The organism is Maribacter vaceletii (genome assembly GCF_003634105.1).
In the GTDB taxonomy this organism is placed as follows: domain Bacteria; phylum Bacteroidota; class Bacteroidia; order Flavobacteriales; family Flavobacteriaceae; genus Maribacter_B; species Maribacter_B vaceletii.
Genome location: NZ_RBIQ01000007.1, coordinates 296,533 through 320,690 on the forward strand (window position 1 = coordinate 296,533; position 24,158 = coordinate 320,690).

21 protein-coding genes are annotated in these 24,158 nt (G+C 33.2%); 16 read left to right on the top strand and 5 right to left on the bottom strand.

Annotated elements, in window-relative coordinates; translation table 11 throughout:
* The first annotated feature begins 33 nt into the window (after positions 1-33).
* Together CLV91_RS01405 and CLV91_RS01410 are read left to right on the top strand one after the other, a co-directional pair.
* Positions 34-2,433, top strand: coding sequence for a TonB-dependent receptor (locus CLV91_RS01405; RefSeq protein ID WP_121063240.1), 2,400 nt, complete (start codon positions 34-36; stop codon positions 2,431-2,433).
* Between the two features lie 10 nt (positions 2,434-2,443).
* On the top strand, positions 2,444-2,998 hold the full coding sequence (locus CLV91_RS01410; RefSeq protein WP_121063242.1) for a type 1 periplasmic binding fold superfamily protein: 555 nt from the start codon (positions 2,444-2,446) through the stop codon (positions 2,996-2,998).
* A gap of 60 nt (positions 2,999-3,058) precedes the next feature.
* On the opposite strand, the gene CLV91_RS01415 is transcribed toward CLV91_RS01410, so the two are convergent.
* Positions 3,059-3,949: a LysR family transcriptional regulator gene (locus CLV91_RS01415; RefSeq protein WP_121063244.1), complete on the bottom strand. Its 891-nt coding sequence runs from the start codon at positions 3,947-3,949 to the stop codon at positions 3,059-3,061.
* Between the two features lie 77 nt (positions 3,950-4,026).
* On the opposite strand from CLV91_RS01415, the gene hutH reads away from it, so the two are divergent.
* From hutH to CLV91_RS01440, 5 genes are all read left to right on the top strand, one after another.
* Positions 4,027-5,607, top strand: a complete 1,581-nt coding sequence (hutH, locus tag CLV91_RS01420) for a histidine ammonia-lyase (RefSeq protein ID WP_121063246.1) — start codon at positions 4,027-4,029, stop codon at positions 5,605-5,607.
* Between the two features lie 4 nt (positions 5,608-5,611).
* Entirely contained in the window at positions 5,612-6,859 is a 1,248-nt protein-coding gene (gene hutI, locus CLV91_RS01425) for an imidazolonepropionase (RefSeq protein ID WP_121065624.1), read from the top strand.
* A gap of 1 nt (position 6,860) precedes the next feature.
* Positions 6,861-8,864, top strand: a complete 2,004-nt coding sequence (locus CLV91_RS01430; protein ID WP_245987116.1) for a urocanate hydratase — start codon at positions 6,861-6,863, stop codon at positions 8,862-8,864.
* Positions 8,865-8,876: 12 nt separating this feature from the next.
* Complete coding sequence (gene hutG, locus CLV91_RS01435; protein ID WP_121063248.1) at positions 8,877-9,854, top strand: formimidoylglutamase; 978 nt, start codon at positions 8,877-8,879, stop codon at positions 9,852-9,854.
* A 386-nt stretch (positions 9,855-10,240) separates the two neighbouring features.
* Entirely contained in the window at positions 10,241-11,431 is a 1,191-nt protein-coding gene (locus CLV91_RS01440; protein ID WP_121063250.1) for a hypothetical protein, read from the top strand.
* A 6-nt stretch (positions 11,432-11,437) separates the two neighbouring features.
* Here CLV91_RS01440 and CLV91_RS01445 read toward each other — a convergent pair whose 3' ends face one another.
* A complete protein-coding gene (locus CLV91_RS01445) occupies positions 11,438-12,340 on the bottom strand; it encodes a universal stress protein (RefSeq protein WP_121063252.1) in 903 nt (300 codons plus the stop codon).
* Between the two features lie 86 nt (positions 12,341-12,426).
* The gene (locus CLV91_RS01450) at positions 12,427-13,116 is read right to left on the bottom strand and encodes a Crp/Fnr family transcriptional regulator (protein ID WP_121063254.1); all 690 of its coding nucleotides are present in this window, start codon (positions 13,114-13,116) and stop codon (positions 12,427-12,429) included.
* 128 nt (positions 13,117-13,244) lie between these two features.
* On the opposite strand from CLV91_RS01450, the gene CLV91_RS01455 reads away from it, so the two are divergent.
* The 9 genes from CLV91_RS01455 (at position 13,245) to CLV91_RS01495 (ending at position 22,298) form a co-directional block, all read left to right on the top strand.
* Positions 13,245-15,635: a heavy metal translocating P-type ATPase gene (locus tag CLV91_RS01455; protein WP_121063256.1), complete on the top strand. Its 2,391-nt coding sequence runs from the start codon at positions 13,245-13,247 to the stop codon at positions 15,633-15,635.
* Between the two features lie 93 nt (positions 15,636-15,728).
* Positions 15,729-15,920 (top strand): cbb3-type cytochrome oxidase assembly protein CcoS, encoded by a 192-nt coding sequence (gene ccoS, locus CLV91_RS01460; RefSeq protein WP_121063258.1) that lies wholly within the window; start codon positions 15,729-15,731, stop codon positions 15,918-15,920.
* 16 nt (positions 15,921-15,936) lie between these two features.
* Positions 15,937-18,138, top strand: coding sequence for a cytochrome-c oxidase, cbb3-type subunit I (ccoN, locus tag CLV91_RS01465; protein WP_121063260.1), 2,202 nt, complete (start codon positions 15,937-15,939; stop codon positions 18,136-18,138).
* 3 nt (positions 18,139-18,141) lie between these two features.
* Positions 18,142-18,333: a CcoQ/FixQ family Cbb3-type cytochrome c oxidase assembly chaperone gene (locus tag CLV91_RS01470; protein WP_121063262.1), complete on the top strand. Its 192-nt coding sequence runs from the start codon at positions 18,142-18,144 to the stop codon at positions 18,331-18,333.
* Between the two features lie 5 nt (positions 18,334-18,338).
* A complete protein-coding gene (locus tag CLV91_RS01475; protein ID WP_121063264.1) occupies positions 18,339-19,232 on the top strand; it encodes a cbb3-type cytochrome c oxidase N-terminal domain-containing protein in 894 nt (297 codons plus the stop codon).
* Between the two features lie 46 nt (positions 19,233-19,278).
* Positions 19,279-20,694 (top strand): cytochrome c oxidase accessory protein CcoG, encoded by a 1,416-nt coding sequence (gene ccoG, locus CLV91_RS01480; RefSeq protein ID WP_121063266.1) that lies wholly within the window; start codon positions 19,279-19,281, stop codon positions 20,692-20,694.
* 22 nt (positions 20,695-20,716) lie between these two features.
* Positions 20,717-21,163, top strand: coding sequence for a FixH family protein (locus CLV91_RS01485; RefSeq protein WP_121063268.1), 447 nt, complete (start codon positions 20,717-20,719; stop codon positions 21,161-21,163).
* Positions 21,164-21,167: 4 nt separating this feature from the next.
* On the top strand, positions 21,168-21,872 hold the full coding sequence (locus tag CLV91_RS01490) for a sulfite exporter TauE/SafE family protein (RefSeq protein ID WP_121063270.1): 705 nt from the start codon (positions 21,168-21,170) through the stop codon (positions 21,870-21,872).
* Between the two features lie 27 nt (positions 21,873-21,899).
* Positions 21,900-22,298, top strand: coding sequence for a group III truncated hemoglobin (locus CLV91_RS01495; RefSeq protein WP_121063272.1), 399 nt, complete (start codon positions 21,900-21,902; stop codon positions 22,296-22,298).
* A gap of 36 nt (positions 22,299-22,334) precedes the next feature.
* On the opposite strand, the gene CLV91_RS01500 is transcribed toward CLV91_RS01495, so the two are convergent.
* A complete protein-coding gene (locus tag CLV91_RS01500; protein ID WP_121063274.1) occupies positions 22,335-23,033 on the bottom strand; it encodes a YARHG domain-containing protein in 699 nt (232 codons plus the stop codon).
* A 201-nt stretch (positions 23,034-23,234) separates the two neighbouring features.
* Positions 23,235-24,059 carry a carboxypeptidase-like regulatory domain-containing protein gene (locus CLV91_RS01505; RefSeq protein ID WP_121063276.1) on the bottom strand — a complete coding sequence of 275 codons (825 nt, stop codon included), beginning with the start codon at positions 24,057-24,059 and terminating at the stop codon, positions 23,235-23,237.
* Positions 24,060-24,158: the final 99 nt, after the last annotated feature.

Sequence of the window (24,158 nt, forward strand, 5' to 3'; positions counted from 1 at the left end):
AAACCTTTTTTTATTATTTAATCAAGAATATTTATGCGTATTTATGCCTTGATGGTACTGCTATTTACTAGTATTACCTCTATTTCGCAAAATTGCAATAATTCTCTATCCGGAAAAGTAATTGATTTACATGACGGTACCGCTTTAAAAGAAGCCATGATTATTGTTGCAGGTACAGAACAAATGGTAGTTACCAATAGTGACGGAACTTTTACAATCCCTAACCTTTGTAACCAAACCTATGCTATTCAAATATCTCACCCATTTTGCTCTACTATAGGGTTTAAAATAAAGGTAGATGGTGATACTTCCAAAGTTTTTAAACTAGAACATCATTTAGAAGAATTAAATGAAATAATAGTTAATGGAAAATCGCAGGATACAAAACTCAATTCTGTGCTAGAAGAGACTATTTCTAAAGATAAAGTTGAACAATTTAGCAATGCTTCTTTAGGGGATGTTTTAAATACTATTTCTGGTGTATCTTCCTTAAACACAGGAAATACAGTAGTTAAACCAATAATTAATGGTCTACACAGTAGTCGTGTAGTTCTTATTAATAATGGTGTGCGCATGCAAGACCAGGAATGGGGTGTAGAGCATGCCCCTAATGTAGATGTTAATACCGCAGAGAATATAACCTTGATTAAAGGTGCAGGTGCCTTGCAATACAGTGGCGATGCTATTGCTGGAGTAATTATAACAGAACCTAGTAAAGTTTTTATTAAAGATAGTCTGTATGGTAAAACTTTACTTTCTCTTAGTTCTAATGGGCAAGGAGGTACTTTAACCTCTAAACTTACCAAGAGCTATGAAAATGGATGGTTTGCAACTATCCAAGGTACACTAAAACGATACGGAGATTTTAAAGCCCCAGATTATGTGTTAAGTAATACTGGTGCTTTTGAACGTAATGCATCTTTACGTTTTGGTGTTAATCGTTTTAATTACGGTTTAGAAGGGTATTATTCCTTTTTTAAAAATGAAATAGGAATATTATCTGCTTCTCATATTGGAGGAGCAGAAGACCAGGTACGTGCAATTAATAGTACGGTTCCGCTAGTTATAAACAATTTTACTTATGCCTTAAACAACCCTAAACAAGATATTACGCATCATTTAGCGCGTATAAAAGGTTTTAAGAAATTCGATGGTTTAGGTAGACTAGATATACAATATGATTTTCAACAAAACCATAGGTTAGAATATGATATTCGTGTTGGAGATGATGCCGATAAACCTGCCTTAGATTTAGTATTAAAAACCCATACTTTGTTAGTGGACTTAGATAGTAAACTGTCTGAAAAAATTACTTTAAAATCGGGTCTATCAGCTCGTTATCAAGATAATTTTGCGGACCCTAGTACAGGTGTCCGAAGGCTTATTCCAGATTATGAGAAGTATGATTTAGGTGTTTACGGCATTAGTACTTATCAATTAAACTCTAGCTGGCTAATTGAAGCTGGTGCAAGGTTTGATTATACGTATATGGATGTTTTTAAATTCTATAGAACATCTTTCTGGGAATCTAGAAACTATGATGTACTTTACCCTGAGATTGTTGTTGAGGAATTTGCAAATCAAATTCTAACGAATCCTGAATATGATTTCAATAACCTTTCGGCAACATTGGGAAGTACGTATTTAATAAATGATGATTACAAATTGTTTTTTAATTATTCCATGGCTTCCAGGGTTCCTAACCCTTCCGAGTTGTTTAGCGAAGGTTTGCATCATTCCGCTTCACGTATTGAGTTAGGAGATTTACAGTTTACTTCTGAAGTTTCTAACAAATTATCCTTGACATTACAGAAAAAGAGTGATGTTTTTGGTTTTTCTATACAACCTTATATGAATACCATTAGTAATTTTGTAACTATTGAACCAACAGAGGTAGAACAAACCATTAGAGGAAATTTTCAGGTTTGGGAATACAGACAAACCAATGCTCAATTATTAGGTTTAGATATTGATGCCTCCTATACCTTTGCTACTAATTTAAGATTCAACCATCAATTTTCATTAGTAAAAGGCTATGATCGCACATTAAATGAGCCATTAATTAGCATGCCACCTGTAAATACTACCAATGAACTTACATACCAAAACCCAAAAGCTAATAACTTAAAAATAGCATTGCAAAGTGAATTTGTTTTTGGTCAAAACGAGTACCCAAACAACAATTTTGAGGTTTATATCCCAGAAACCGAAAATTGGGAACTTGTAGATGTAAGTACTCCTCCAGATGCTTATCACTTACTTAATTTTAGATCTAGTATGGATTTTTCCATTTCTAAAAGCTCTAATCTTACACTAGGTTTTAACGTCACCAATCTCTTAAATACGTCCTACAGAGATTACTTAAACAGCCTGCGTTATTACGCAGACGATTTAGGGCGAAATTTTTCGTTAAACATTAAATTCAATTATTAAAACTTTTAAAATGAAAACAATTAAATTATTAAGTCTGTCTATATTAGCTTCTTTAGCATTTACCGCTTGTTCTGACGATGATGAAGCTTCAGAAATAGTAAATGAAGAAGAAGTAATAACTACACTAACTGCTACCCTAGTTCCCGGTAATAGTACAGATACCATTACCTTAAAAACACAAGATTTAGACGGTGATGGGCCAAATGACCCAGTGGTAACAGTTTCTGGTAATTTAGCTGCAGACACTACATATGAAGGTACTATTGTTCTTCTTAATGAAACAGAAAGTCCTGCAGAAAATATTACAGAAGAAGTTGAAGAAGAAAGCGATGAGCACCAGTTTTTCTATGCCATTAGTAGTGGTCTAAATGCAACTACAACGTATACTAATTTTGATTCTAACGGAGAGAATTTAGGAACTGAGTTTACATTAACAACCGGAGCAGCTAGTTCTGGTAATATTACTTTCATCTTACGTCATGAGCCTAAAAAACCGAATACTGGCAGTGAAGATGCGGGTGGAGAAACAGATATTAGCGCAACATTTAGTGTTGTTATAGAATAATAAACCCTTTACCTAAAGTCCTTTGAATATAGTATTCAAAGGACTTTTTTATATCATGAATTAGGTGTTTCTTAATAACATCTCTACACAATTAAATAATGCCTTGTTTCTATTATCCTCTTTCCAAACAGCCGAAAGTACTGCTCTCTGTGGAATATTAATTAATTCTATAAACTTTACGCGCATATGAAATCCGCTTTGCAAAGCGGTAGGAACTATAGCAACCCCAAGGTTATTCTCTACCAATTTAAAAATGGTATGCGCATGCACAGACTTATGTGATATTTTAGGCGTAAAACCAGCATCTTCACAAATGCTCATTACCGTTTCATAATACAAAGGACTATAGTCTTGAGAAAACAATATAAAATCTTCGTTCTTTAAAATAGCCACACTATTAAAATCTCGGGTTAACACAGGATAAGATTCTGGTAAAACAACAGAAAAAGTATCTTCCTGCACCGTTTTCATATGTAACCCTTCTGGAACCCTAGATAAGCGTATAAACCCCAAATCTAATTTATCCTTTACAATAGCACTTATTTGAGCTCCGTTAGATAACTCCTCAAGGCTAGTTTTTATCTTAGGAAAGTTATCCTTTAGTTTTACCAATAAATTAGGGATTACACTTTGCATAGCAGAACCCAAAAAACCAATACGAACCTCACCATATTCCCCACCATCAATATGTTTTAACTGTTTGGTAGTAACTTCTAAATGATTTAAAATAAACTCTAACTCTACTTTTAAATACTCCCCAGCTTTAGTTAAAACCACTTTCTTTTTACTACGGACAAACAATTGCGTATCTAGAATTTCTTCCATTTGTTTTATTTGTCTACTAAGACCAGGTTGCGATATAAAAAGTTTCTCAGCCGCCTTACGATAGTGCAATTCTTCAGCTACTGCTAAAAAATATTTAAAATGGCGTAGTTCTATTTGATAACCCATAGTTATTATAAATGAATTAAATGGTATTGGTGAGCATCAAAAATAATTAATATTTTTATCTTCATAAAAGTAAAAATATGATTTCTACTCCTCCTACATTTCGTTTTGGCGAAGATTGGCTTACAACTAGTATTGCACTATCTATTGCCAATGGTACTACTAAAGGTGTAATTTCCTCTGAACAAAGAAATAAAATTAAAGAATGTGCCAAAAAAGTAACCTCCATTGTAAATAAAGGTGAAGCTGTTTATGGTATAAATACAGGATTTGGTCCATTATGCACCACTAAAATATCTAAAGAAGAAACTCAAATATTACAAACCAATATTTTAAAAAGTCATAGCGTTGGTGTTGGTAAACCTATTGCAACAAAGATTGCAAAACTAATGCTCATCTTAAAAGCACAATCCCTAACTAAAGGGTTTTCAGGTATTGCAGAAACTACAATAGATAGAATTTTATGGCTTATTAATAATGACATAATTCCTGTTGTACCTTCGCAAGGTTCCGTTGGAGCTTCTGGAGATTTAGCTCCGTTATCTCATTTATTTCTTCCTTTAATAGGTTTAGGCAAGGTTGAATTTAATGAAGAAACAATGCAAACCTCCGAACTATTTCAATCAAAAAATATAAAACCAATAGAACTTGGTCCAAAAGAAGGTTTAGCCCTAATAAATGGAACTCAATTTATAGCTGCACACGCAGTTAAAGTTGTAGGCAAACTACAAAGCTGCCTTTCTCAAGCAGATATTATTGGTGCTATGATGATTGAAGGCCTTCAAGGCTCCATTAAGCCATTTTATAAAGAGCTGCATGAGTTACGTCCTTTTAAAGGAAATATACATGTTGCCTCTAGAGTAAAATCTCTTTTGCACGGTTCCGAAATAATGGAAGACCATATAGATTGCGAACGTGTGCAAGACCCTTATTCTTTACGCTGTATTCCTCAAGTACATGGAGCGTCTAGAAATGCATGGTTACATTTAAAAGAATTGGTAGAAACAGAACTAAATTCAGTTACCGACAATCCTATTATTATAGATGAGAAATTAACTATTAGCGGTGGTAATTTTCACGGACAACCTTTAGCCATGGCTCTAGATTATGCTTGCTTAGCAGCTTCTGAAATTGGAAACATATCCGACCGTAGAATATATTTAGCCTTAGAAGGTAATAGCCCTGGGGTACCAAAATTACTAATGGAAGATACCGGAATTAATTCGGGATATATGATTTTACAATACACAACAGCCGCCTTAGCTAGTGAAAACAAAGGATTATGTTTCCCGTCTAGTGCAGATAGCATTCCTACATCACTTGGGCAAGAAGACCATGTTAGCATGGGATCTATTGGTGGTAGAAAAGCGTTACAGGTCATTGAAAATGTAGAAAAAATTCTGGCCATTGAATTGCTAACAGCTGCCCAGGCGTTTGAGTTTAGAAAACCTATGAAATCTGGGATTCTTTTAGATGAAATTCATAAAGAGCTTCGAACAAAAGTTTCCTTTGCAGATAAAGACCGTGTTTTTTCTGATGACATTGAAAAAGGTATTCAAATGATTCAAAATAAAACCATTATTAATGTAATCAATAAAACATGCGAAAGAGAAAACATATCTCTTGAAACTGTTTATTCCAACGAATTTGAAGTATATTAATCCCATGCAAAAACTAACACTAATAGGGCCATTTTCGCAAATAATAACAATGGCTGGACTTCCTTTAAAAAGGAAATTGAATGATGACCAAATACACCCGATTGAAGAAGGTGGTGTTCTTATTAGCAATCAAAGAATTAAAGCTATAGGGAACTACTCCGAAATGCAAAAAACGTATAGCGATGCACATGTAATTACACTTAAAGGAAAACATGTTTGCCTACCCGGTTTAATAGATGCCCATACACATATTTGTTTTGGAGGAACAAGAGCTAATGATTATGCTATGCGTAATGCTGGAAAGTCTTATCTAGAAATTGCAAAAGCCGGTGGTGGCATCTGGGACACGGTTATGCAAACCAGAAAAGCTACGCAAGAAGAACTTACGAAAAGTACGATTAAAAGAGCCAATCGCCATTTAAAAAATGGCGTTACAACTATCGAAGTTAAAAGCGGCTATGGACTCTCCGTAGCTGAAGAATTAAAAATGTTGTATGCCATAAAAGAGGCTAACGAAAAAACGGACTCTGATTTGGTACCTACTTGCTTGGCAGCTCATATGTTGCCTAAAGATTATACCGGTACAGCAGAGGAGTACTTAGAAGAAATAAGTATTGAACTTTTTCCTTTACTAAAAGAGGAGAATCTTACCAATAGAATAGATGCCTTTATAGAAGAAAGTGCATTCTCTAAAGAACAGATTGCCCCATACTTTAAAAAGGCAAAAGATTTAGGTTTTGATATCACTGTTCATGCAGACCAATTTTCTACAAGCGGCAGCCAAACAGCAATAGAGCATAATGCTGTAAGCGCGGACCATTTAGAAGCAAGTACCGAAAAAGAAATTCAACTTTTAGCTAAAAGTAATGTTATATCTATGGCTTTACCAGGAGCTTCTCTAGGCTTGGGATGTGCCTTTACTCCTGCAAGAAAAATACTAGATGCCGGTGGTTCTTTAGCAATTGCAAGTGACCATAACCCTGGCTCTGCTCCTATGGGAGATTTACTAACGCAAGCGGCTATTTTAGGTACTTTTGAAAAACTCTCGAATGCAGAAGTTTTAGCAGGGATTACGTTCCGTGCTGCTGCAGCTTTACAATTAGAGGATAGAGGACAATTATTAGAAGGTAAACTAGCAGATTTTAGCGTTTTTCATACCGATAATTACAATGAAATTCTATACAACCAAGGTAACTTAAAACCTTGTATGGTATGGAAAAATGGAACTTTAGTATACGATAAGCATAAATAGTATGATTGATTTTAAAACAACAATACTTCAAGGAATTCCATCTAAATTACCTCCAAAAAGAATACTTTCTTCAGAAGCAAATCATGCTCCTAAACGAAAAGATATTCTTTCCGAAGATGAAAAAAAACTAGCCGTTCGCAATGCTCTAAGATATTTCCCAGAAGAATGGCATGCTGAACTTGCGCCAGAATTTGCAACGGAACTAAAAAAGTTTGGTCGCATTTACATGCACCGTTTTATGCCTAAATATAAAATGTATGCCAGACCAATTTCTGAATATCCTGCGCAAAACTCCCAAGCAGCCAGCATAATGCTTATGATTCAGAATAACTTAGACCCCGCCGTTGCACAGCATCCTGAAGAGCTTATTACTTATGGTGGTAATGGTTCTGTTTTTCAGAATTGGGCACAGTACCTTTTAACCATGCAGTACTTGGCAACCATGACTATGGAACAAACGCTACATATTTATTCTGGTCACCCTATGGGGTTATTCCCCTCAGGCATTGAAGCTCCTAGAGTAGTAGTTACAAATGGCATGATGATTCCTAATTACTCTAAACCAGACGATTGGGAAAAATACAATGCCCTTGGTGTTACGCAATACGGACAAATGACTGCAGGATCCTATATGTATATTGGGCCTCAAGGTATAGTACATGGCACAACTATTACCGTAATGAACGCTTTTAGAAAAGTACTCCACAAAGATGAAAATCCTAATGGAAAAATATTCTTAACCGCTGGTTTGGGCGGTATGAGTGGTGCTCAGCCGAAAGCCGGAAATATTGTTGGCTGTATTACTATTTGTGCGGAAGTTAATGAAACTGCCGCTCGTAAAAGACACGAACAAGGCTGGGTAGATGAGCTTATTGAAAATATGGACGATTTAGTTCTACGAACTAAAGAAGCAAAAAGCAAAAACGAAACCGTTTCAATAGCTTTTATTGGCAATATTGTGAATGTATGGGAACGCTTTTATGAAGAGGAAATTTACGTTCATTTAGGGTCGGACCAAACATCTCTCCATAATCCATGGGCTGGAGGGTATTATCCTGTTGATATTTCTTTTGAAGATGCTAACCAAATGATGGCCAATCAACCAGAAGATTTTAAAAAAGAAGTCCAGAAAACCTTAAAGAGACATGCAGAAGCCATAAATAAACATACTGCAAAAGGAACCTACTTTTTTGATTATGGTAATGCTTTTTTACTAGAAGCTTCTCGTGCAGGAGGGGATGTTATGGCTAAAAATAATATCGATTTTAAATACCCATCTTATGTACAAGATATTTTAGGACCTATGTGTTTCGATTATGGTTTTGGGCCATTTAGATGGGTCTGCACTTCGGGAAAAGCCTCCGATTTACAAAAAACCGATGCTATTGCATGCCAAATTATGGAGGAAATAAAATTGAATTCTCCAGAGGAAATTCGGCAACAAATGCAAGACAATATTACCTGGATTAAAGAAGCTGAAAAGAACAATCTTGTGGTAGGTTCCCAAGCTCGTATTTTATATGCCGATGCAGAAGGAAGAGCAAAAATAGCAGATGCTTTTAACAATGCAGTACAATCTGGAGAGCTTTCTTCTCCTATAGTTTTAGGAAGAGACCACCATGATGTTAGTGGAACCGATTCTCCATATAGAGAAACCAGTAATATTTATGACGGCAGTAAATTCACAGCAGATATGGCTATACACAATGTTATAGGAGATAGTTTCCGTGGAGCTACATGGGTTTCTATCCATAATGGCGGAGGCGTTGGCTGGGGAGAAGTCATAAATGGTGGATTCGGAATGGTTTTAGACGGCTCCAAACAAGCATCTAAACGGTTAAAAAACATGTTGTTTTACGATGTAAATAATGGTATTTCTCGCCGTAGTTGGGCACGTAATAACGAGGCTATGTTTGCTATAAAAAGAGAAATGGAACGCACGCCAGAACTTAAAGTCACACTACCTAATTTAGTAGAAGACAAACTTTTAGAGAATCTGTTTTAGTAATTTGTTACAATGAAAAACTACGCACCTCCCATATCAAAAAATTGGAAAGGAAGAACCTCCGAAGACCAACAATATATTCACGAAAAGATAGAGTGCGTAAATTTATTTTCTAATCCTAAAAAAATACTTTCTAAAGGTTTTGGAATTATTGGTTATGCTTGCGATGAAGGTGTAAAACGCAACAAAGGAAGAGTTGGCGCCATACATGGACCAGATAGGATTAAACAAACTCTAGGACCAATGCCTAACCCACTTGCTAATAGTACATCTTTATATGATTTTGGAAACATAAGCTGTTTAGATAATAATTTAGAAATAACGCAAGAAAACTTAGCAACCTCTATTGCCAAAATATTACATGACAATTGCTTTCCTATTGGTATTGGAGGTGGTCATGATATTGCCTACGGACATTACAATGGTATTAAAAAACACTTAGGAAATAATAAAAGTATTGGTATTATTAATTTTGATGCACACTTTGATTTACGTTCCGATGAAAACAGACCAAATTCTGGAACACCATTTTATCAAATTGCAAAAGATTGTCTTGCCGAAAATCTTCCTTTTAATTATTTATGTTTGGGTATTAGAGAAGACGCTAATCCCAAAATATTATTTGAAACCGCAAAAGAATTTAATGTAGATTTTATCTATAATAATGATTTTAACTTACAAAATATAGAAGCAATAAATAACATTTTGGATTCCTTTATAAATAAAGTAGATGCAATTTATGTAACTATAGATTTAGACGGCTTTTCATCGGCATACGCTCCAGGTGTTAGTGCTGCCTCACCAATGGGTTTTGCTCCTGATATTGTTTTAATAAGTCTTCATAAAATCATAGCATCAAAAAAACTTATTTCTTTAGATTTAGCAGAATTTAATCCCAAATACGACCGAGATAATCAAACAGCAAAATTAGCCTCTTCTTTGATTCATTTTGTCTTAAGAAAACATAAGCACCTAAATATCAATATTTAACCTCAGTTCACAAAAAAAGCCTCCCATTATGGAAAGCCTTTCATTGGATAGTATCGATCACCATCGATATCTACACCTTGGCTTCAAATAAATTTGAAGCACAACACAACGCATCAAAGATACTAAAGTATTTATCTAATTCAATATACTAAACATTAGTTTTTAAAGAAAACAAGCATAACTAATATACCTGTAAACCATTAGAAAAGTATATTCACCGATACTATTGTACTAACCGGCAATACCTGAATCTAGATGAAAAGCAAAAAAAGGGGTTTATGAAATAAAAAACGTCCATGGAACGAAAAACCTTACACTACAACGTAATTCTCTTCATGTAGCTCTAAGGGAATTTACCTTTGTAAACATATAGTAATAAATATGTTATGGGTAAGTTTAATTTATTTCTAATTTGTATTTCCTTAGTAGTAACTTCTTGTTCTAAAGAAGAAGTAATTTTTGAAGAGATAGCTAAAGACAAGTTAACTCCAGAAATTATTCCAATAGAAGAACCAAACGTTATTAATTTATCTGCGGCAGCATCTAAAACCAATACATGGGTTTCTAATATGCAACAAGCTAACGGACTTTTAGAAAGTGCAGAAAACACAAATTTTGTTTCTTTATACGATAACTCTTTAGCTGCTTTAGTCTACATAAAAGAAGGAGAAATTAAAAAAGCTGAAAAAATATTTAATTTTTTTAATGGCAAATTAAATGCAGAATTACTACATGGTACTGGAGGTTTTTACCAATTTAGAAATAATAAAGGAGAACAAGGCAGTAGAACTTGGATGGGAGATAATGCTTGGCTGCTAATTGCTCTTAACCACTATCATGAAGCTACCCAAACACAAAAATATAGTGCAATGGCTAATGCTCTAGAGCAATGGCTACGTTCATTACAAAAAGAAGATGGCAGTTTAATAGGAGGTTATAATGAAGATGGAACCGAAATTCCAAAAGTAACCGAAGGCATAATAACCGCATTTAATGCGGTACCTGGCTATGATAATTTCCATACTAATATTCTTTCTTTTTTAAAATTAAATAGATGGGATAGCTCTGAAAAATTAGTAACTGCTTGGCCAGAAAACCCAGATTACAAATACGCTTTAGACTTGCATGGCTTAAGTATTGGTATTTTTCCGGATTTTCCTATTGAAGCATTAACTAAACTAGACCGCTACAAAAACACACAAATTAACACTACAAATGGTGAGTTAATTACAGGCTATTCTTTTGACGAGGATAAAGATGTAATTTGGTTAGAAGGTACCGCACAAATTTTAGTTGCTTTTCAACAAAAAAATAAAGATAAAGAAGCAAACGATATTATTAAAAATTTAGAAAAAACATTTATTACTAGTACTTCTTTGGAAGGCGCACAAGGAATACCATACACTACTAACCATGGAACAACGTATGGAGCCGGTCTACTTTGGGATCATGCAGACCTTACTCCTGCAATATCTTCCTCTGCTTGGTATCTTTTTTCTCAATTAAAGTTTAGCCCTTTTACTTTAGGAAACAATAAAAACATTCCTGAAGCTGATAAGTTTTGGAAAACTAACTAAGGCTTGTTATTTAACTAGAACTTTTTGTTCTTTTTTAAAAGCATTAGATGGTGGAGCCATTCCTAGTTCAGGAATTACTAATAGTGGTATTTGGGTATGAAAAGCTATACGTTTTACAACAGGTTCTCTTGTCATTTTTTCCATATAACTATGTTGGTAATTAAGCATAGCCAATAAATGAATATCTAACTCTGAGCTAAAAATTTCTAATGTTTTAGAGACAGAATTTAACTCGGACACGGTATGCACATAATGCTCTACCTCATTAAAATATTTACGAAGCATTCCTAAGTTAAAATGCTGTAATTCTGTTAATGCCTTAATCTCATATTGCACATGTACAATACGTATTACAGATTTAAAAGTTTTAGCCAAAGTAATTAATGGTTGTAATTCTGACAGAGAATAAAACCGATTAAAATCTGTTGCAAATGCCATTTCTATAGGGCTACTATAGTCAAAAAGCTCTGGTATTGCTAAAACTGGACAATTTTTAATAGATTTAATAATACGCACTGTATTACTACCCATAAAAACTTCTTCTAAACCAGAACTTCCTTTAGTACCTGTTACTATTAAGTCTATATTCTCTTCTTCTACAATTTCTTTTATTTCATCTACTAATAAATTAAAAGAAGATATAATATTAAACTTATGCCTTGGGTTATCGTAATTTTTCTTTATTTTTTTTACTACTGTTTGTAAGCCTTTTTTAGATGCTAAAGAAACACTATCCTCTATTGTTACTCCATTTATAGCTGCGGCCATAAAGCGACTATTTGCTATTGCTGGAGTATAGGTGTTAACTAAAAAAAAAGTACATTCTTCCTCTTTAAAAAGTTCCAATGCATATTTAGTTGCATTCCAAGCGTTATCCGAAAAATCGGTGGGTATTACTATTTTTTTCATGCTACTCTTTTAACTGAGTTGTAAAGTTAGCTTTAGAGTATTTTTAAAACTATGACAAATGTCAGTTTTAGCTCTACTTAGTTTTTTTAGAAACCATCTATTAAAGATTGTAGTTCTTTCTCTTTAACTATACCTATTCTTTTTCCTGAAGTTTTAAGAAATCCTTTTTTCTTAAATTCCGATATAATACGAATACAAGATTCTGTAGCTGTACCAACCACATTAGCTATATCTTCTCTAGATAAAGTAAGGTTTAAAAATCCTTCCTCATCTACCCCATAATTATTTTTTAAATATAAAAAAGCTTCTGCTACACGTTGCTTTACCGTCTTCTGAGACATATTTACAATAACATCATCGGCCTCTTTTAAATCATGTGCCATATGCCGTAAAACTTCTAAAGTAAAATCGGGGTTTTTATGCATGCTATCTACAATAATCTCTTTAGGAACAAAGCAAACCTCCATATCATTTACAGCTACAGCACTTAAATTGGTAGGTTCTTCTACAATTACGGCACGCTGCCCCATAACTTCACCTGTGGTTGCTAATTTTACAATCTGGTCTTTGCCATTTGCACTAAGTTTAGAAAGTTTAGATACGCCATCTCGCACACAGTAAACTCCGTTTAACTTTTCGCCTTCTTCAAAAAGAGCATCGCCTTTTTTAAACTTTTTAGTAACCTTAGCATCAGAAACTTGTTTTAACTCTTCCTTATTCATTGCTCTTAAAGAATTAAATTTCCGGACTATACAATTTTCACATCTTGTTTCCATAATTACCACTTTTTACCTGACACAACAAAATTACACCTAACAAGGTAAACAAAACCTGACATATATCATGTTTTCTCCTTCTATATATAACAACCTTTGTATCAGGTATTAGCAAATGTTTAAATAAAATGGAAAAATGTTACCATTGTGGCGACGATTGTACAAGCACTATAGTAGATTTTGATGAGAAAAAGTTCTGCTGTAATGGGTGCAAAACCGTCTATGAAATATTCTCTACCAACAATTTATCTTATTATTATGATATAGAAACTTCTGCGGGAGCTACACCGAATATTGTAGAAGGCAAGTATGATTTTCTTGATACTACTGATATCTCAGAAAAGCTGTTAGAATTTAAGGATACCAACATACAAATAATAAACCTATACATTCCGCATATACATTGTAGTTCTTGTATTTGGGTATTAGAAAACCTGAATAAACTAAACCAACACATTAGTAATTCTCAAGTAGATTTTCCTAAAAAAACAGTCCGTATAAGCTATAATCCAGAGTCTATTTCTTTAAAAGAAGTAGTACTATTATTAACGCATATTGGGTATGAACCCACTATTTCTTTAGAAGACTATAATAACCCAAAAAAAAGTACTAACAACACACTCCTTTATAAACTAGGAATTGCAGGTTTTGCTTTTGGCAATGTTATGTTTTTATCCTTTCCAGAGTATTTTGATTTAGCTTCTAGTGCCAAAAATGGCGGCGAATTTTGGCTAAATAAATACCAGGATATTTTTAGGTGGATTATGTTTGCTTTTTCTTTACCAGTAGTTTTTTATGCTGCGCAAAATTATTTTATTTCGGCATATAAAGGATTACGTTCTAAACTTTTAAATATTGATGTTCCAATTGCACTTGGAATTTTAGTTTTGTTTTTAAGAAGCACAACAGAGATTATACTACAATGGGGTCCCGGTTTTTTTGATAGTCTTACAGGTCTTGTTTTCTTTTTATTATTAGGAAAATTTTTTCAGCAAAAAACTTATTCTTTTTTATCTTTTGAAAGGGATTACAAATCTTACTTTCCTATTGCCGTAACACGTATTTTACCCAATAAAAAGGAAGAAACTGCTCCTATTCATGATATAAAAAAAGGGGACAAAATTCTTATTAGAAACGAAGAATTAATTCCAGTAGATGGTGTTTTAATAAGTCCCATTTCTCGAATAGATTATAGTTTTGTTACAGGAGAATCAGAACCTGTTACCAAAGTCTCTGGAGATAAAATTTTTGCTGGTGGCAAACAGTTACACAGCGCCATAGAAATGGAAGCTTTAAAAACAGTTTCTCAAAGTTACCTTACCCAATTATGGAGCAATTCTATTTTTAAAACTAATAAAACCAGTAGGTTCCAATCTATTACAGATAGTATTGGAAAACGCTTTACTATTGGTGTTTTAAGCATTGCCTTTTTAGCAACTTTATTTTGGCTGTTTTATAATCCAAGTATGGCATTAAATGTTTTTACAGCAGTACTTATAATTGCTTGTCCTTGCGCAATAGCGCTAGCTTCCCCATTTACACTTGGAAATATGCTCCGCATTTATGGTAAAAATAAATTTTATCTAAAAGACACGTACACTATAGAACAACTTGCAAAAATAGACACTGTAATTTTTGATAAAACAGGAACCATTACAACAGCTAAAAAGAGCACAGCCAGCTATGAAGGTTATTCCCTCACCAAGGAAGAAGAAGCTTTATTAAAAAATACACTTCGCTCTTCTAATCATCCATTAAGCAGGTCTTTATATAGTATGCTTTCTGAACAAAATATTGTAACTCTAGATGCGTATGAAGAACATTTAGGAAAAGGAATAATAGGTACTAAAGAAAATGCTACGATTAAAATTGGCTCGGCAAGTTTTGTGAAAAACACTAGCACTAAAGATGCTAAAAACACATCGGTACACATAAGTAGTAATGATGCTTATAAAGGTAGATTTATTTTTAAAAACGAATACAGAGAAGGAGTTTCTAATTTGTTTTCCAAAATGTCTAAAACATTAAAATTAGCTATACTTTCTGGAGATAATTCTGGCGAAAAATCTAGACTAGAAAAATTACTTCCAAAACTTACTCCGCTATATTTTAATCAAAAACCAGAAGACAAATTAGAGTTTATAAAATCGTTACAAGACCAAGGAAAAACGGTAATGATGGTTGGCGATGGTTTAAATGACGCTGGAGCTTTAGCACAGAGTAATGTTGGCATTGCAATCTCAGAAAATGTAAATGTATTTTCTCCTGCCTGCGATGGCATTTTAGATGCTACAAAATTTCAGGAATTATACACTTATATCCTTGTCTCAAAAAAAGCCATGAATATAATTAAATGGAGTTTTCTCCTCTCTTTATTGTACAATATTGTAGGATTATATTTTGCAATTACAGGGCAACTAGAGCCAGTAATAGCAGCCATATTAATGCCTTTAAGTTCTATAAGCGTAGTTGCTTTTACAACAATTGCAACAAACTTTTTAGGTAAAAAATTACGTTAAAACACAGGTTTAAAAAAATAAATTCAAAACCTGACAAAAGTCATATTACAGGTGTAATCACAAGCGTAATTTTACACTATAATTCAGGTAGGTATGAGTGTTATATATGTGTTATTAACCATTAGTATTATTGTTGCTATTCTATTTTTTGTAGCATTTATTATATCCGTTAAAAATGGACAATATGAGGATTCCTATACCCCATCTGTACGTATGCTTTTTGAAGATGAGCTAGTAGTAAAAACTACAAAAGAAAAGACTCCAAAAATAAATCCAACTAAATAAAAAAGAGTAAATAATTATGGAAGTACAACAGTTTTATTACGATAACAAAGTCGTAAAAAATTTCCTTTACGCCACTATGTTTTGGGGTATTATAGGAATGTCGGCAGGGCTTTTATTAGCTTTTATGTTTTTGTTCCCAAATGTAACAGATGGCATATCTTGGCTAAGTTTTGGTCGTTTACGTCCTTTACATACAAACGCAGTTATTTTTGCTTTTGTAGGTAACGCAATTTTTGCTGGAGTTTACTACTCTACCCAACGTTTACTTAAAGCTAGGATGTTTAGCGATTTTCTAAGTAAATTTAATTTCTGGGGATGGCAACTTATTATTGTTGCAGCTGCAATTACCTTACCATTAGGGTACACAACCTCTAAAGAATATGCAGAACTAGAATGGCCAATAGATATTGCTATTGCCTTAGTTTGGGTAGCTTTTGGAGTAAACCTAATTGGCACCATGATAAAAAGAAGACAACGTCATTTATATGTTGCCATCTGGTTTTATGCGGGTACATTTGTTACAGTAGCCGTACTTCATATATTTAATAGTTTAGAACTTCCTGTAAGTGCTTTAAAAAGCTACTCTGTTTATGCAGGTGTACAAGATGCCTTGGTACAATGGTGGTATGGTCATAATGCTGTAGCATTTTTCTTAACTACGCCGTTCTTAGGGCTTATGTATTATTTTGTTCCTAAAGCAGCAAACAGACCTGTGTATTCGTATAAACTTTCTATTGTTCACTTTTGGTCTTTAATCTTTATTTATATCTGGGCAGGACCTCATCATTTATTATATTCTTCTTTACCAGATTGGGCTCAAAATTTAGGGGTTGCATTTTCTATTATGCTTATTGCACCTTCTTGGGGTGGTATGATAAATGGTTTATTAACTCTAAGAGGTGCCTGGGACAAAGTAAGGACAGACCCAACTTTAAAATTTATGGTAGTAGCCATTACTGGTTATGGTATGGCTACGTTTGAAGGACCTATGCTTTCTTTAAAAAATGTAAATGCCATTGCCCATTTTAGTGATTGGATTATTGCCCATGTACATGTAGGTGCATTAGCATGGAATGGTTTTATGACCTTTGGTATGATTTATTGGTTAGCTCCAAAAATGTTTAAAACAAAATTATACTCTAACGGCTTAGCTAACTTCCATTTTTGGATAGGAACATTAGGAATCATTCTTTATGCTCTGCCAATGTATGTTGCTGGTTTTCTACAGGCGTTAATGTGGAAAGAATTTAACCCAGACGGAACTTTAGTTTACGGTAACTTCTTAGAAACTGTAACCGAAATTATTCCTATGTATTGGATGCGTGCCATTGGTGGTAGCATGTATATAATTGGAGCATTAGTAATGGTGTACAACATTATATTAACTATAAAATCTGGTGTAAAAGTAGAAGACGAATTAGCAGAGGCTGCTCCGCTTACTAGAGTTTCTAAAAAAAGAACTGCTGGCGAAACTTTTCATACTTGGTTAGAACGCAAACCAATACAATTAACCATTTTGGCTACTGTTGCAATTTTAATTGGTGGTATTATACAAATAATACCAACTATTATGGTAAAATCTAACATACCAACTATTACAAGTGTAAAACCATATACACCGCTAGAATTAGAAGGTAGAGACTTATATATAAGAGAAGGTTGTGTGGGTTGTCATTCGCAAATGGTAAGACCATTTAGAAGCGAAGTAGAACGCTATGGCGAATATGCAAAAGCAGGAGAGTTTGTATATGACCATCCATTTTTATGGGGAAGTAAACGTACTGGGCCAGATTTATTACGCGTAGGTGGCAAATACTCAGATAACTGGCATTTAAACCATATGTACGATCCACAAAGTACCTCATCTGGTTCTATTATGCCAGCTTACCAATGGTTGGTAAGAGACAAACATGACCGTAGTAACATACAAGCAAAAATGGAAGCTATGGTGAGTTTAGGTGTACCATATACTGAAGAAGAAATTACACTTGCAAATATCTCCATGGACAAACAAGCAGAAAAGATTGAAAAGAATCTTTACGCAGATCCAGATTTTGCTAAGAACTACGAAGCAGATAAAAAATATGCCTCTGAAAACGGAGAAGATTTTGTAGAAATGAGAGATAGAGAAATAGTTTCTCTTATTGCTTACCTACAACGTTTAGGAACCGATATTAAAGTTAAAGAAACAGGAGAACTAATCTCAGAAAATAAATAAGCTATGTTCAAATTTGTAAAAGGATATATGGAAACTATAGATGGCGTTGCAACATACCCAATGCTGTCTTTACTAATCTTCTTTTTATTTTTTGTTGTTCTTTTTTTATGGGTAATAACCGCATCAAAAGAACATATAAAGGAAGTAAGTAATATTCCATTAGAAAACGATAACCACAACCAATCTAAAGAATAAAAACTATGAAAAATATAGCACCTTGGTGGGTAAGAATACCTGTAATTTTCTTCCTTGTTTTTGGAATAATGGAATATTACATAGATTCTGGTGACAAACCTGCATTTATAGAATACCCTATTAGCCTAGTTTTTTTATTATTAGTACTACTTATTTTATTAGCAATAGAAATAATATTAAAAGCTATAGAAAATGTACTTTACCAAACCCTTTCTGAAGAAGCGAAAAAAAAATATATAGCGTCTAAAAATAAAGAATGGCAATGGGCTTATGGTTCTAAAGTATACAAAAAACTAACCGGAAATAAACCAATAGAAAAAGAAGGTGAGATTGTTCTAGACCACAATTATGATGGTATTAGAGAATTAGACAACACTTTACCGCCTTGGTGGGTTTATATGTTCTACGGTACTATAATTTTTGCGGTAGTTTATTTGCTTCGCTTTCATGTTTTTAATGACTATAACCAAGATTTAGAATATGAGCAAGAAGTTGCTGCAGCACAAATAGCAATTGAAGAGTATAAAAAAACAGCAAAAAATTTAGTCGATGCTAACTCTGTAGAACTTCTCACAGAAGCTTCTGACATAAAAGCCGGAGAAGCTCTATTTACTGCAAATTGTGTTGCCTGTCATATGGCAGATGGTGGTGGAGGTATTGGCCCTAATTTAACCGATAAGAATTGGATACTTGGTGGTGGTATTAAAAATATATTTAATACTATTTCTGAAGGTGGCCGGGACGGAAAAGGAATGGTAGCATGGAAACAAAACCTAAAACCTTTAGAAATTGCTCAGGTAGCAAGTTACGTTTTAGTAGAAATTAATGGAAAAGAACCCGCTAATCCTAAAGCACCCGAAGGAGATATTTGGGAAGACCCAGATACAACGCAAGAATAACAATCAACCAAACAATACTAATTCTTAACATAAAGAAAGGTTTGTAATGGCACAAAACGAAAATTTTAGAGATACAATTGGCACCATCAATGAAGAGGGTAAACGCGCTTGGATTTTTCCTAAAAAACCAAGCGGTAAATTCTATGATTATCGCAAATGGGTTAGCTATGGTCTTCTCTTATTTTTAGTTGCTTCTCCTTTTATTAAGATAAACGGAAATCAATTTTTAATGTTTAATGTCCTAGAAAGACGTTTTAACATATTCGGATTTCCTTTTTGGCCTCAAGATTTTCATTTATTTGTAATATCAATGATCATTGGTGTACTATTCATCGCACTTTTTACGGTAGCTTTTGGTCGTATTTTCTGCGGATGGATGTGTCCACAAACTATTTTTTTAGAAATGGTTTTTAGAAGAATAGAATATTGGATTGATGGTGACCGTGGTGCACAAATAAAACTAGAAAGACAGCCTTGGAATGCCGAAAAATTAAGAAAACGAGTTTTAAAATGGACCATCTTCTTTATCATTTCTTTTCTTATTGCTAACGTTTTTCTTGCGTATTTAATTGGTAGTGACCGCTTAATACAGTATGTGACAGACAGCCCTTTAAACCATATAAGCACCCTAATTTCATTGTTAATATTTACGGGAGTTTTCTATTTTATTTTTGCATGGTTTAGAGAACAAGTTTGCATTATTGCCTGCCCTTATGGTAGAATGCAAGGCGTACTTTTAGACAATAAATCTATTGTGGTTGCCTATGACCATAAAAGAGGAGAAGGAGAAAATGGAAGAAAAAAATTTAGAAAAAACGAAGACCGTTCTGCGCTTGGTAATGGCGATTGTATAGATTGTTTTCAATGTGTAAATGTTTGCCCTACAGGTATTGATATTCGTAACGGAACACAATTAGAATGTGTTAACTGTACTGCTTGTATAGATGAGTGCGATACTATTATGGAAAAAGTAAATCTTCCAAAAGGGTTAATCCGCTATGCAAGTGAAGATAATATAGAGAAAAAAGCAAAATTTAAGTTTACACCAAGGTTAAAAGGATACTCTGCTGTACTTTTTATTTTAATTGGAATTCTTGCAGGTATGCTTTTTTTAAGAAATGAAGTGGAAGCAAATATTTTGCGATTACCAGGCCAATTATACGAACATAAAGAAGGGAACATTATTAGTAATGTATACACCTACAAACTAGTAAACAAGACTTCTAAGAACATTAATGATGTAAGCTTTAAACTCTTATCTCATAAGGGCACTATAGAGTTAGTTCGCCATAACGATTTTACGGTACCTGCACAAGATTTAGCAGAAGGAACATTATTTATAGAAATAAATAATGCCGCTTTAAATGGTGATAAAGACAAATTAAAAATAGGAATTTACAGTAAAGACAAACTCATAGAAACTACTTCCGCTCGTTTTTTAGCGCCTAGAAGTTATAAATAACAAACCTTAAAGAATAGTGGTTATGAAAATTAATTGGGGAACAGGTATTATTATCGCATTTATAGGTTTTATAAGTTTTATACTCTTTTTTGTTTTTAAAATGAGTACCGATCATAAAGCTAATCATGATTTAGTAATTGAAGAATATTATAAAGCAGAACTAGGCTATCAAAATGAAATAGATGCTACCATTAATGCTAAAAATATAAAATTAGAAATTGCAAAAACCGCAGAAGGTTTATCTATTAAATTCCCAGAAAATATAGAAGAAAAAAATATTACTGGTTCAGTATCCCTTTACAGACCATCTAATAAGCACTTGGATTTTGACTTACCATTACGTCTGTCCAATTCACATTTGCTCATACCTGACAAACGCTTGTTAGATGGTCGCTGGGATATTAAAATATTCTGGAATTATAATAAAAAAGACTACTTACACAAAGAAAGCATTACCTATATAAAATAAAAAAATGATACTATCTGCCTTATTATTAGGACTCATGGGAAGTTTGCACTGCGTAGGCATGTGCGGACCCATTGCATTTATGCTCCCGGTAGATAGAGAAAGTAATATTAAAAAATTTACGCAAATTTTTATTTACCATTTTGGAAGATTAGTAGCCTATTCTATTATGGGTTTATTATTTGGTTTATTAGGTAAAAGCTTACAAGTATTTGGTCTACAACAAAAGCTCTCCATTATTATTGGTGTGGTAATGATATTGGTAATTCTTATTCCCTACAAAACGTTTAATAAATACAATTTTTCCAAGCCCATTTACAAAGTAATCAGCAAAGTTAAATCGCAACTAGGTAAAGAATTACAAAAAAAAACTCCAGACACTTTTTTAACTATAGGTTTTTTAAATGGCTTTCTCCCATGCGGATTAGTATATATGGCATTATTTGGAGCCATTGCCATGGCAAACATTTGGGAAGGTTCTTTGTATATGCTGCTTTTTGGAATTGGGACTATTCCTTTAATGACAACCGCAATTTATTTTAGTAATTTATTAAAAGGCGTTACTAGGCAAAAGGTGCAAAAATTAATTCCAGCTTTTGTAATTATAATTGGAGTTCTATTTATTTTAAGAGGATTAGGGCTTGGCATACCTTATATTTCTCCAAAACCAGTTACCGAAATTGTTTCTGCAAAAATGGAATGCCATAATTAACTATCTTACCATTATATTAGATAGCTTATGACCCAAAAGCAAGATATTCAAGATAGAAACGATGTAAAAATCCTTGTGCATACTTTTTATGATAAAATAAGAGCCCACGAAACTTTGGGCCCAATTTTTAACGCCATTATTAAAGATTGGGATACCCATTTAGATTTATTGACAGACTTTTGGGAAACCCAACTCTTTTTAAAGCGCAAATACTACGGAAACCCTGTTACAGCACACCAAGAAGTAGATATTAAGACTAATGGCACAATTACCTCAGAGCATTTTGGGCTTTGGTTAAACACCTGGTTTGCGACTATAGATGATTTGTTTGATGGCGAAACCGCCTGGATTGCAAAAAATAGAGCGCAAAAAATGTCTACTATGTTATTTATGAAAATGTTTGAGAGTAGAGGAATTCGCAAATAATATTATACCACAACAAGAATTTATTAAAGTAGTGTTTTACTCCAATTCCTTAATCAATTTTATATTATAGCATTCTATTTCTGTTAAAAAAACACTTACTTCCTTATGCTCTGCTCTATACCAATTTTGCTTTTTAAAATATTTATCCATCTTTCCATTCTTAATAAAAATATATCCGTATCGAGCATATATTTCATTTCTCATTATAATTAGCTCTTGAGTATTTATTTTTTTTAGTTCATCCTTTGTTAGTTTCCTATAGGATGTTTCTCCATACTTTCCGTAAAAAATATCATCAAATGCAAGTTCTATCTTTGTTCCAATTTCAAAATCACTAGCATCAATCCAACTTGCCCAAGGATTATCAATCTTTAATGCTTTATAATATTCTCCTTTTTTGGTTTTATATGTAACAAATTGCCCTGAATGCTGATCACTCGTAAAATGTCCTACTTTATCAATTTTTATATTAGTTAGGGTTATGTATTTACTCTTTCTATCTCCTGTTTTTTCCTCCCAATACCCGCTCCTTACTTGTCCAGTTATAGAACCTTCTGAAAAGAACAAATAAAAATCAGATTCGCTCTCGCTTTCTCCAAAATGATAAACCCCAGCGTATTCAGTTTCAAATTTTGGCACCCATTTAGAAAAATCAGACTCATTAACCTCTTGCCCACCCATATATTGAGCAAAAACAAAGTTTGTTACACTTAAAAAAAGTAATAGTATTCTCATATTGTAATTTTAAAAAAATAGTATAACATATTAAATATAATTAGTACCTAAAAAATTTACCTGGCATTATTTAATTAAAGTATCTAATTAGATTACTTAAATAATCATACAAAAAAACTGTATAAACTCTTCACTATAACAGCAAACTACGGTATTAATTATAGGTTGCATTATTTTCTACATACAAACACTTTTAAACAACTATTCTTTCTTAATAAAACCTTGTTCCTTAAACGCAATACTTTTTAACTTTAGATATTCCCAAATCTCTTCTGTGTTAGTTGCTTTTGATAATTCTGAAAAGTCTGTTTGGGATAAACAAAATGTAAGAAATCCATCAATTTTTTCTTCAGGAATTTTAAAACTTTCAGACATTGTTTTCTTTGAAAACTTGGCAATTATTTCTTTTTCTATCTCCATATTTTTATCTCGAGCTACCATCCCTTTCATTCTATCTGTTCTTCCAGATAACTTATTCAGTATTTTATGTGTATTTATAGTTAGTGCTATTACATAAAAACGCATATACTTACCCCTATCTGCCTCTATTAGAAGTCGTTCACTTTGAGACATTTTTTCGACATCTGCATTAGGCAATCCTAATACAGAAGAAGTAACGCTAGGTGCAATAGCTAACCTTTCAATGTCTAAGTCTATCTTACCGGTTAAATTATAAGGGGTTACTGTAACTTCGTTTAAATTTATTACGTTGTCTACAAGATCCACTACAAGTAATTTTTCTAGAAAAATTTTACTGGTAATACTAATTTCTTTTGTTTGGTATTGAACTGCCGTAAAACGAAGCGAGTCCTTTAATTTTACTTCAATAGTAAACTGCCCTAAAGAATCTGTGATTGTCGATTTTTTTGAGTTTTTATTTACAATGAGCACAAATAAAACATCATTACTTATGCTTTGTACTTTTCCGTTTAATTTTATTGTTTTTTCTTGGCCAAAACAAGAACTTAGGGTAAAAACAAAATATAAAAAGATGCAAAATTCAAAAGTTTTTTTTGGTGTTAACATGAGTATTTGTTTTTACGAAACGTAAAGTATAAAACAATTGCATCTAACAAAAAATGTCGTAGGTAAAATATTGTTAAATAACAGGGTGTAACAAAACAA

Bases quoted from the DNA above. Each gene is read 5' to 3' on its own strand.
- hutG (WP_121063248.1), top strand. From the start codon at position 8,877: ATGAAAAACTACGCACCTCCCATATCAAAAAATTGGAAAGGAAGAACC.
- CLV91_RS01490 (WP_121063270.1), top strand. From the start codon at position 21,168: ATGATACTATCTGCCTTATTATTAGGACTCATGGGAAGTTTGCACTGC.
- CLV91_RS01430 (WP_245987116.1), top strand. From the start codon at position 6,861: ATGATTGATTTTAAAACAACAATACTTCAAGGAATTCCATCTAAATTA.
- CLV91_RS01410 (WP_121063242.1), top strand. From the start codon at position 2,444: ATGAAAACAATTAAATTATTAAGTCTGTCTATATTAGCTTCTTTAGCA.
- CLV91_RS01500 (WP_121063274.1), bottom strand. From the start codon at position 23,033: ATGAGAATACTATTACTTTTTTTAAGTGTAACAAACTTTGTTTTTGCT.
- ccoN (WP_121063260.1), top strand. From the start codon at position 15,937: ATGGAAGTACAACAGTTTTATTACGATAACAAAGTCGTAAAAAATTTC.
- CLV91_RS01440 (WP_121063250.1), top strand. From the start codon at position 10,241: ATGGGTAAGTTTAATTTATTTCTAATTTGTATTTCCTTAGTAGTAACT.
- CLV91_RS01470 (WP_121063262.1), top strand. From the start codon at position 18,142: ATGTTCAAATTTGTAAAAGGATATATGGAAACTATAGATGGCGTTGCA.
- ccoG (WP_121063266.1), top strand. From the start codon at position 19,279: ATGGCACAAAACGAAAATTTTAGAGATACAATTGGCACCATCAATGAA.
- CLV91_RS01495 (WP_121063272.1), top strand. From the start codon at position 21,900: ATGACCCAAAAGCAAGATATTCAAGATAGAAACGATGTAAAAATCCTT.
- ccoS (WP_121063258.1), top strand. From the start codon at position 15,729: ATGAGTGTTATATATGTGTTATTAACCATTAGTATTATTGTTGCTATT.
- hutH (WP_121063246.1), top strand. From the start codon at position 4,027: ATGATTTCTACTCCTCCTACATTTCGTTTTGGCGAAGATTGGCTTACA.
- CLV91_RS01505 (WP_121063276.1), bottom strand. From the start codon at position 24,059: ATGTTAACACCAAAAAAAACTTTTGAATTTTGCATCTTTTTATATTTT.
- CLV91_RS01455 (WP_121063256.1), top strand. From the start codon at position 13,245: ATGGAAAAATGTTACCATTGTGGCGACGATTGTACAAGCACTATAGTA.
- CLV91_RS01475 (WP_121063264.1), top strand. From the start codon at position 18,339: ATGAAAAATATAGCACCTTGGTGGGTAAGAATACCTGTAATTTTCTTC.
- CLV91_RS01445 (WP_121063252.1), bottom strand. From the start codon at position 12,340: ATGAAAAAAATAGTAATACCCACCGATTTTTCGGATAACGCTTGGAAT.
- CLV91_RS01415 (WP_121063244.1), bottom strand. From the start codon at position 3,949: ATGGGTTATCAAATAGAACTACGCCATTTTAAATATTTTTTAGCAGTA.
- hutI (WP_121065624.1), top strand. From the start codon at position 5,612: ATGCAAAAACTAACACTAATAGGGCCATTTTCGCAAATAATAACAATG.
- CLV91_RS01450 (WP_121063254.1), bottom strand. From the start codon at position 13,116: ATGGAAACAAGATGTGAAAATTGTATAGTCCGGAAATTTAATTCTTTA.
- CLV91_RS01405 (WP_121063240.1), top strand. From the start codon at position 34: ATGCGTATTTATGCCTTGATGGTACTGCTATTTACTAGTATTACCTCT.
- CLV91_RS01485 (WP_121063268.1), top strand. From the start codon at position 20,717: ATGAAAATTAATTGGGGAACAGGTATTATTATCGCATTTATAGGTTTT.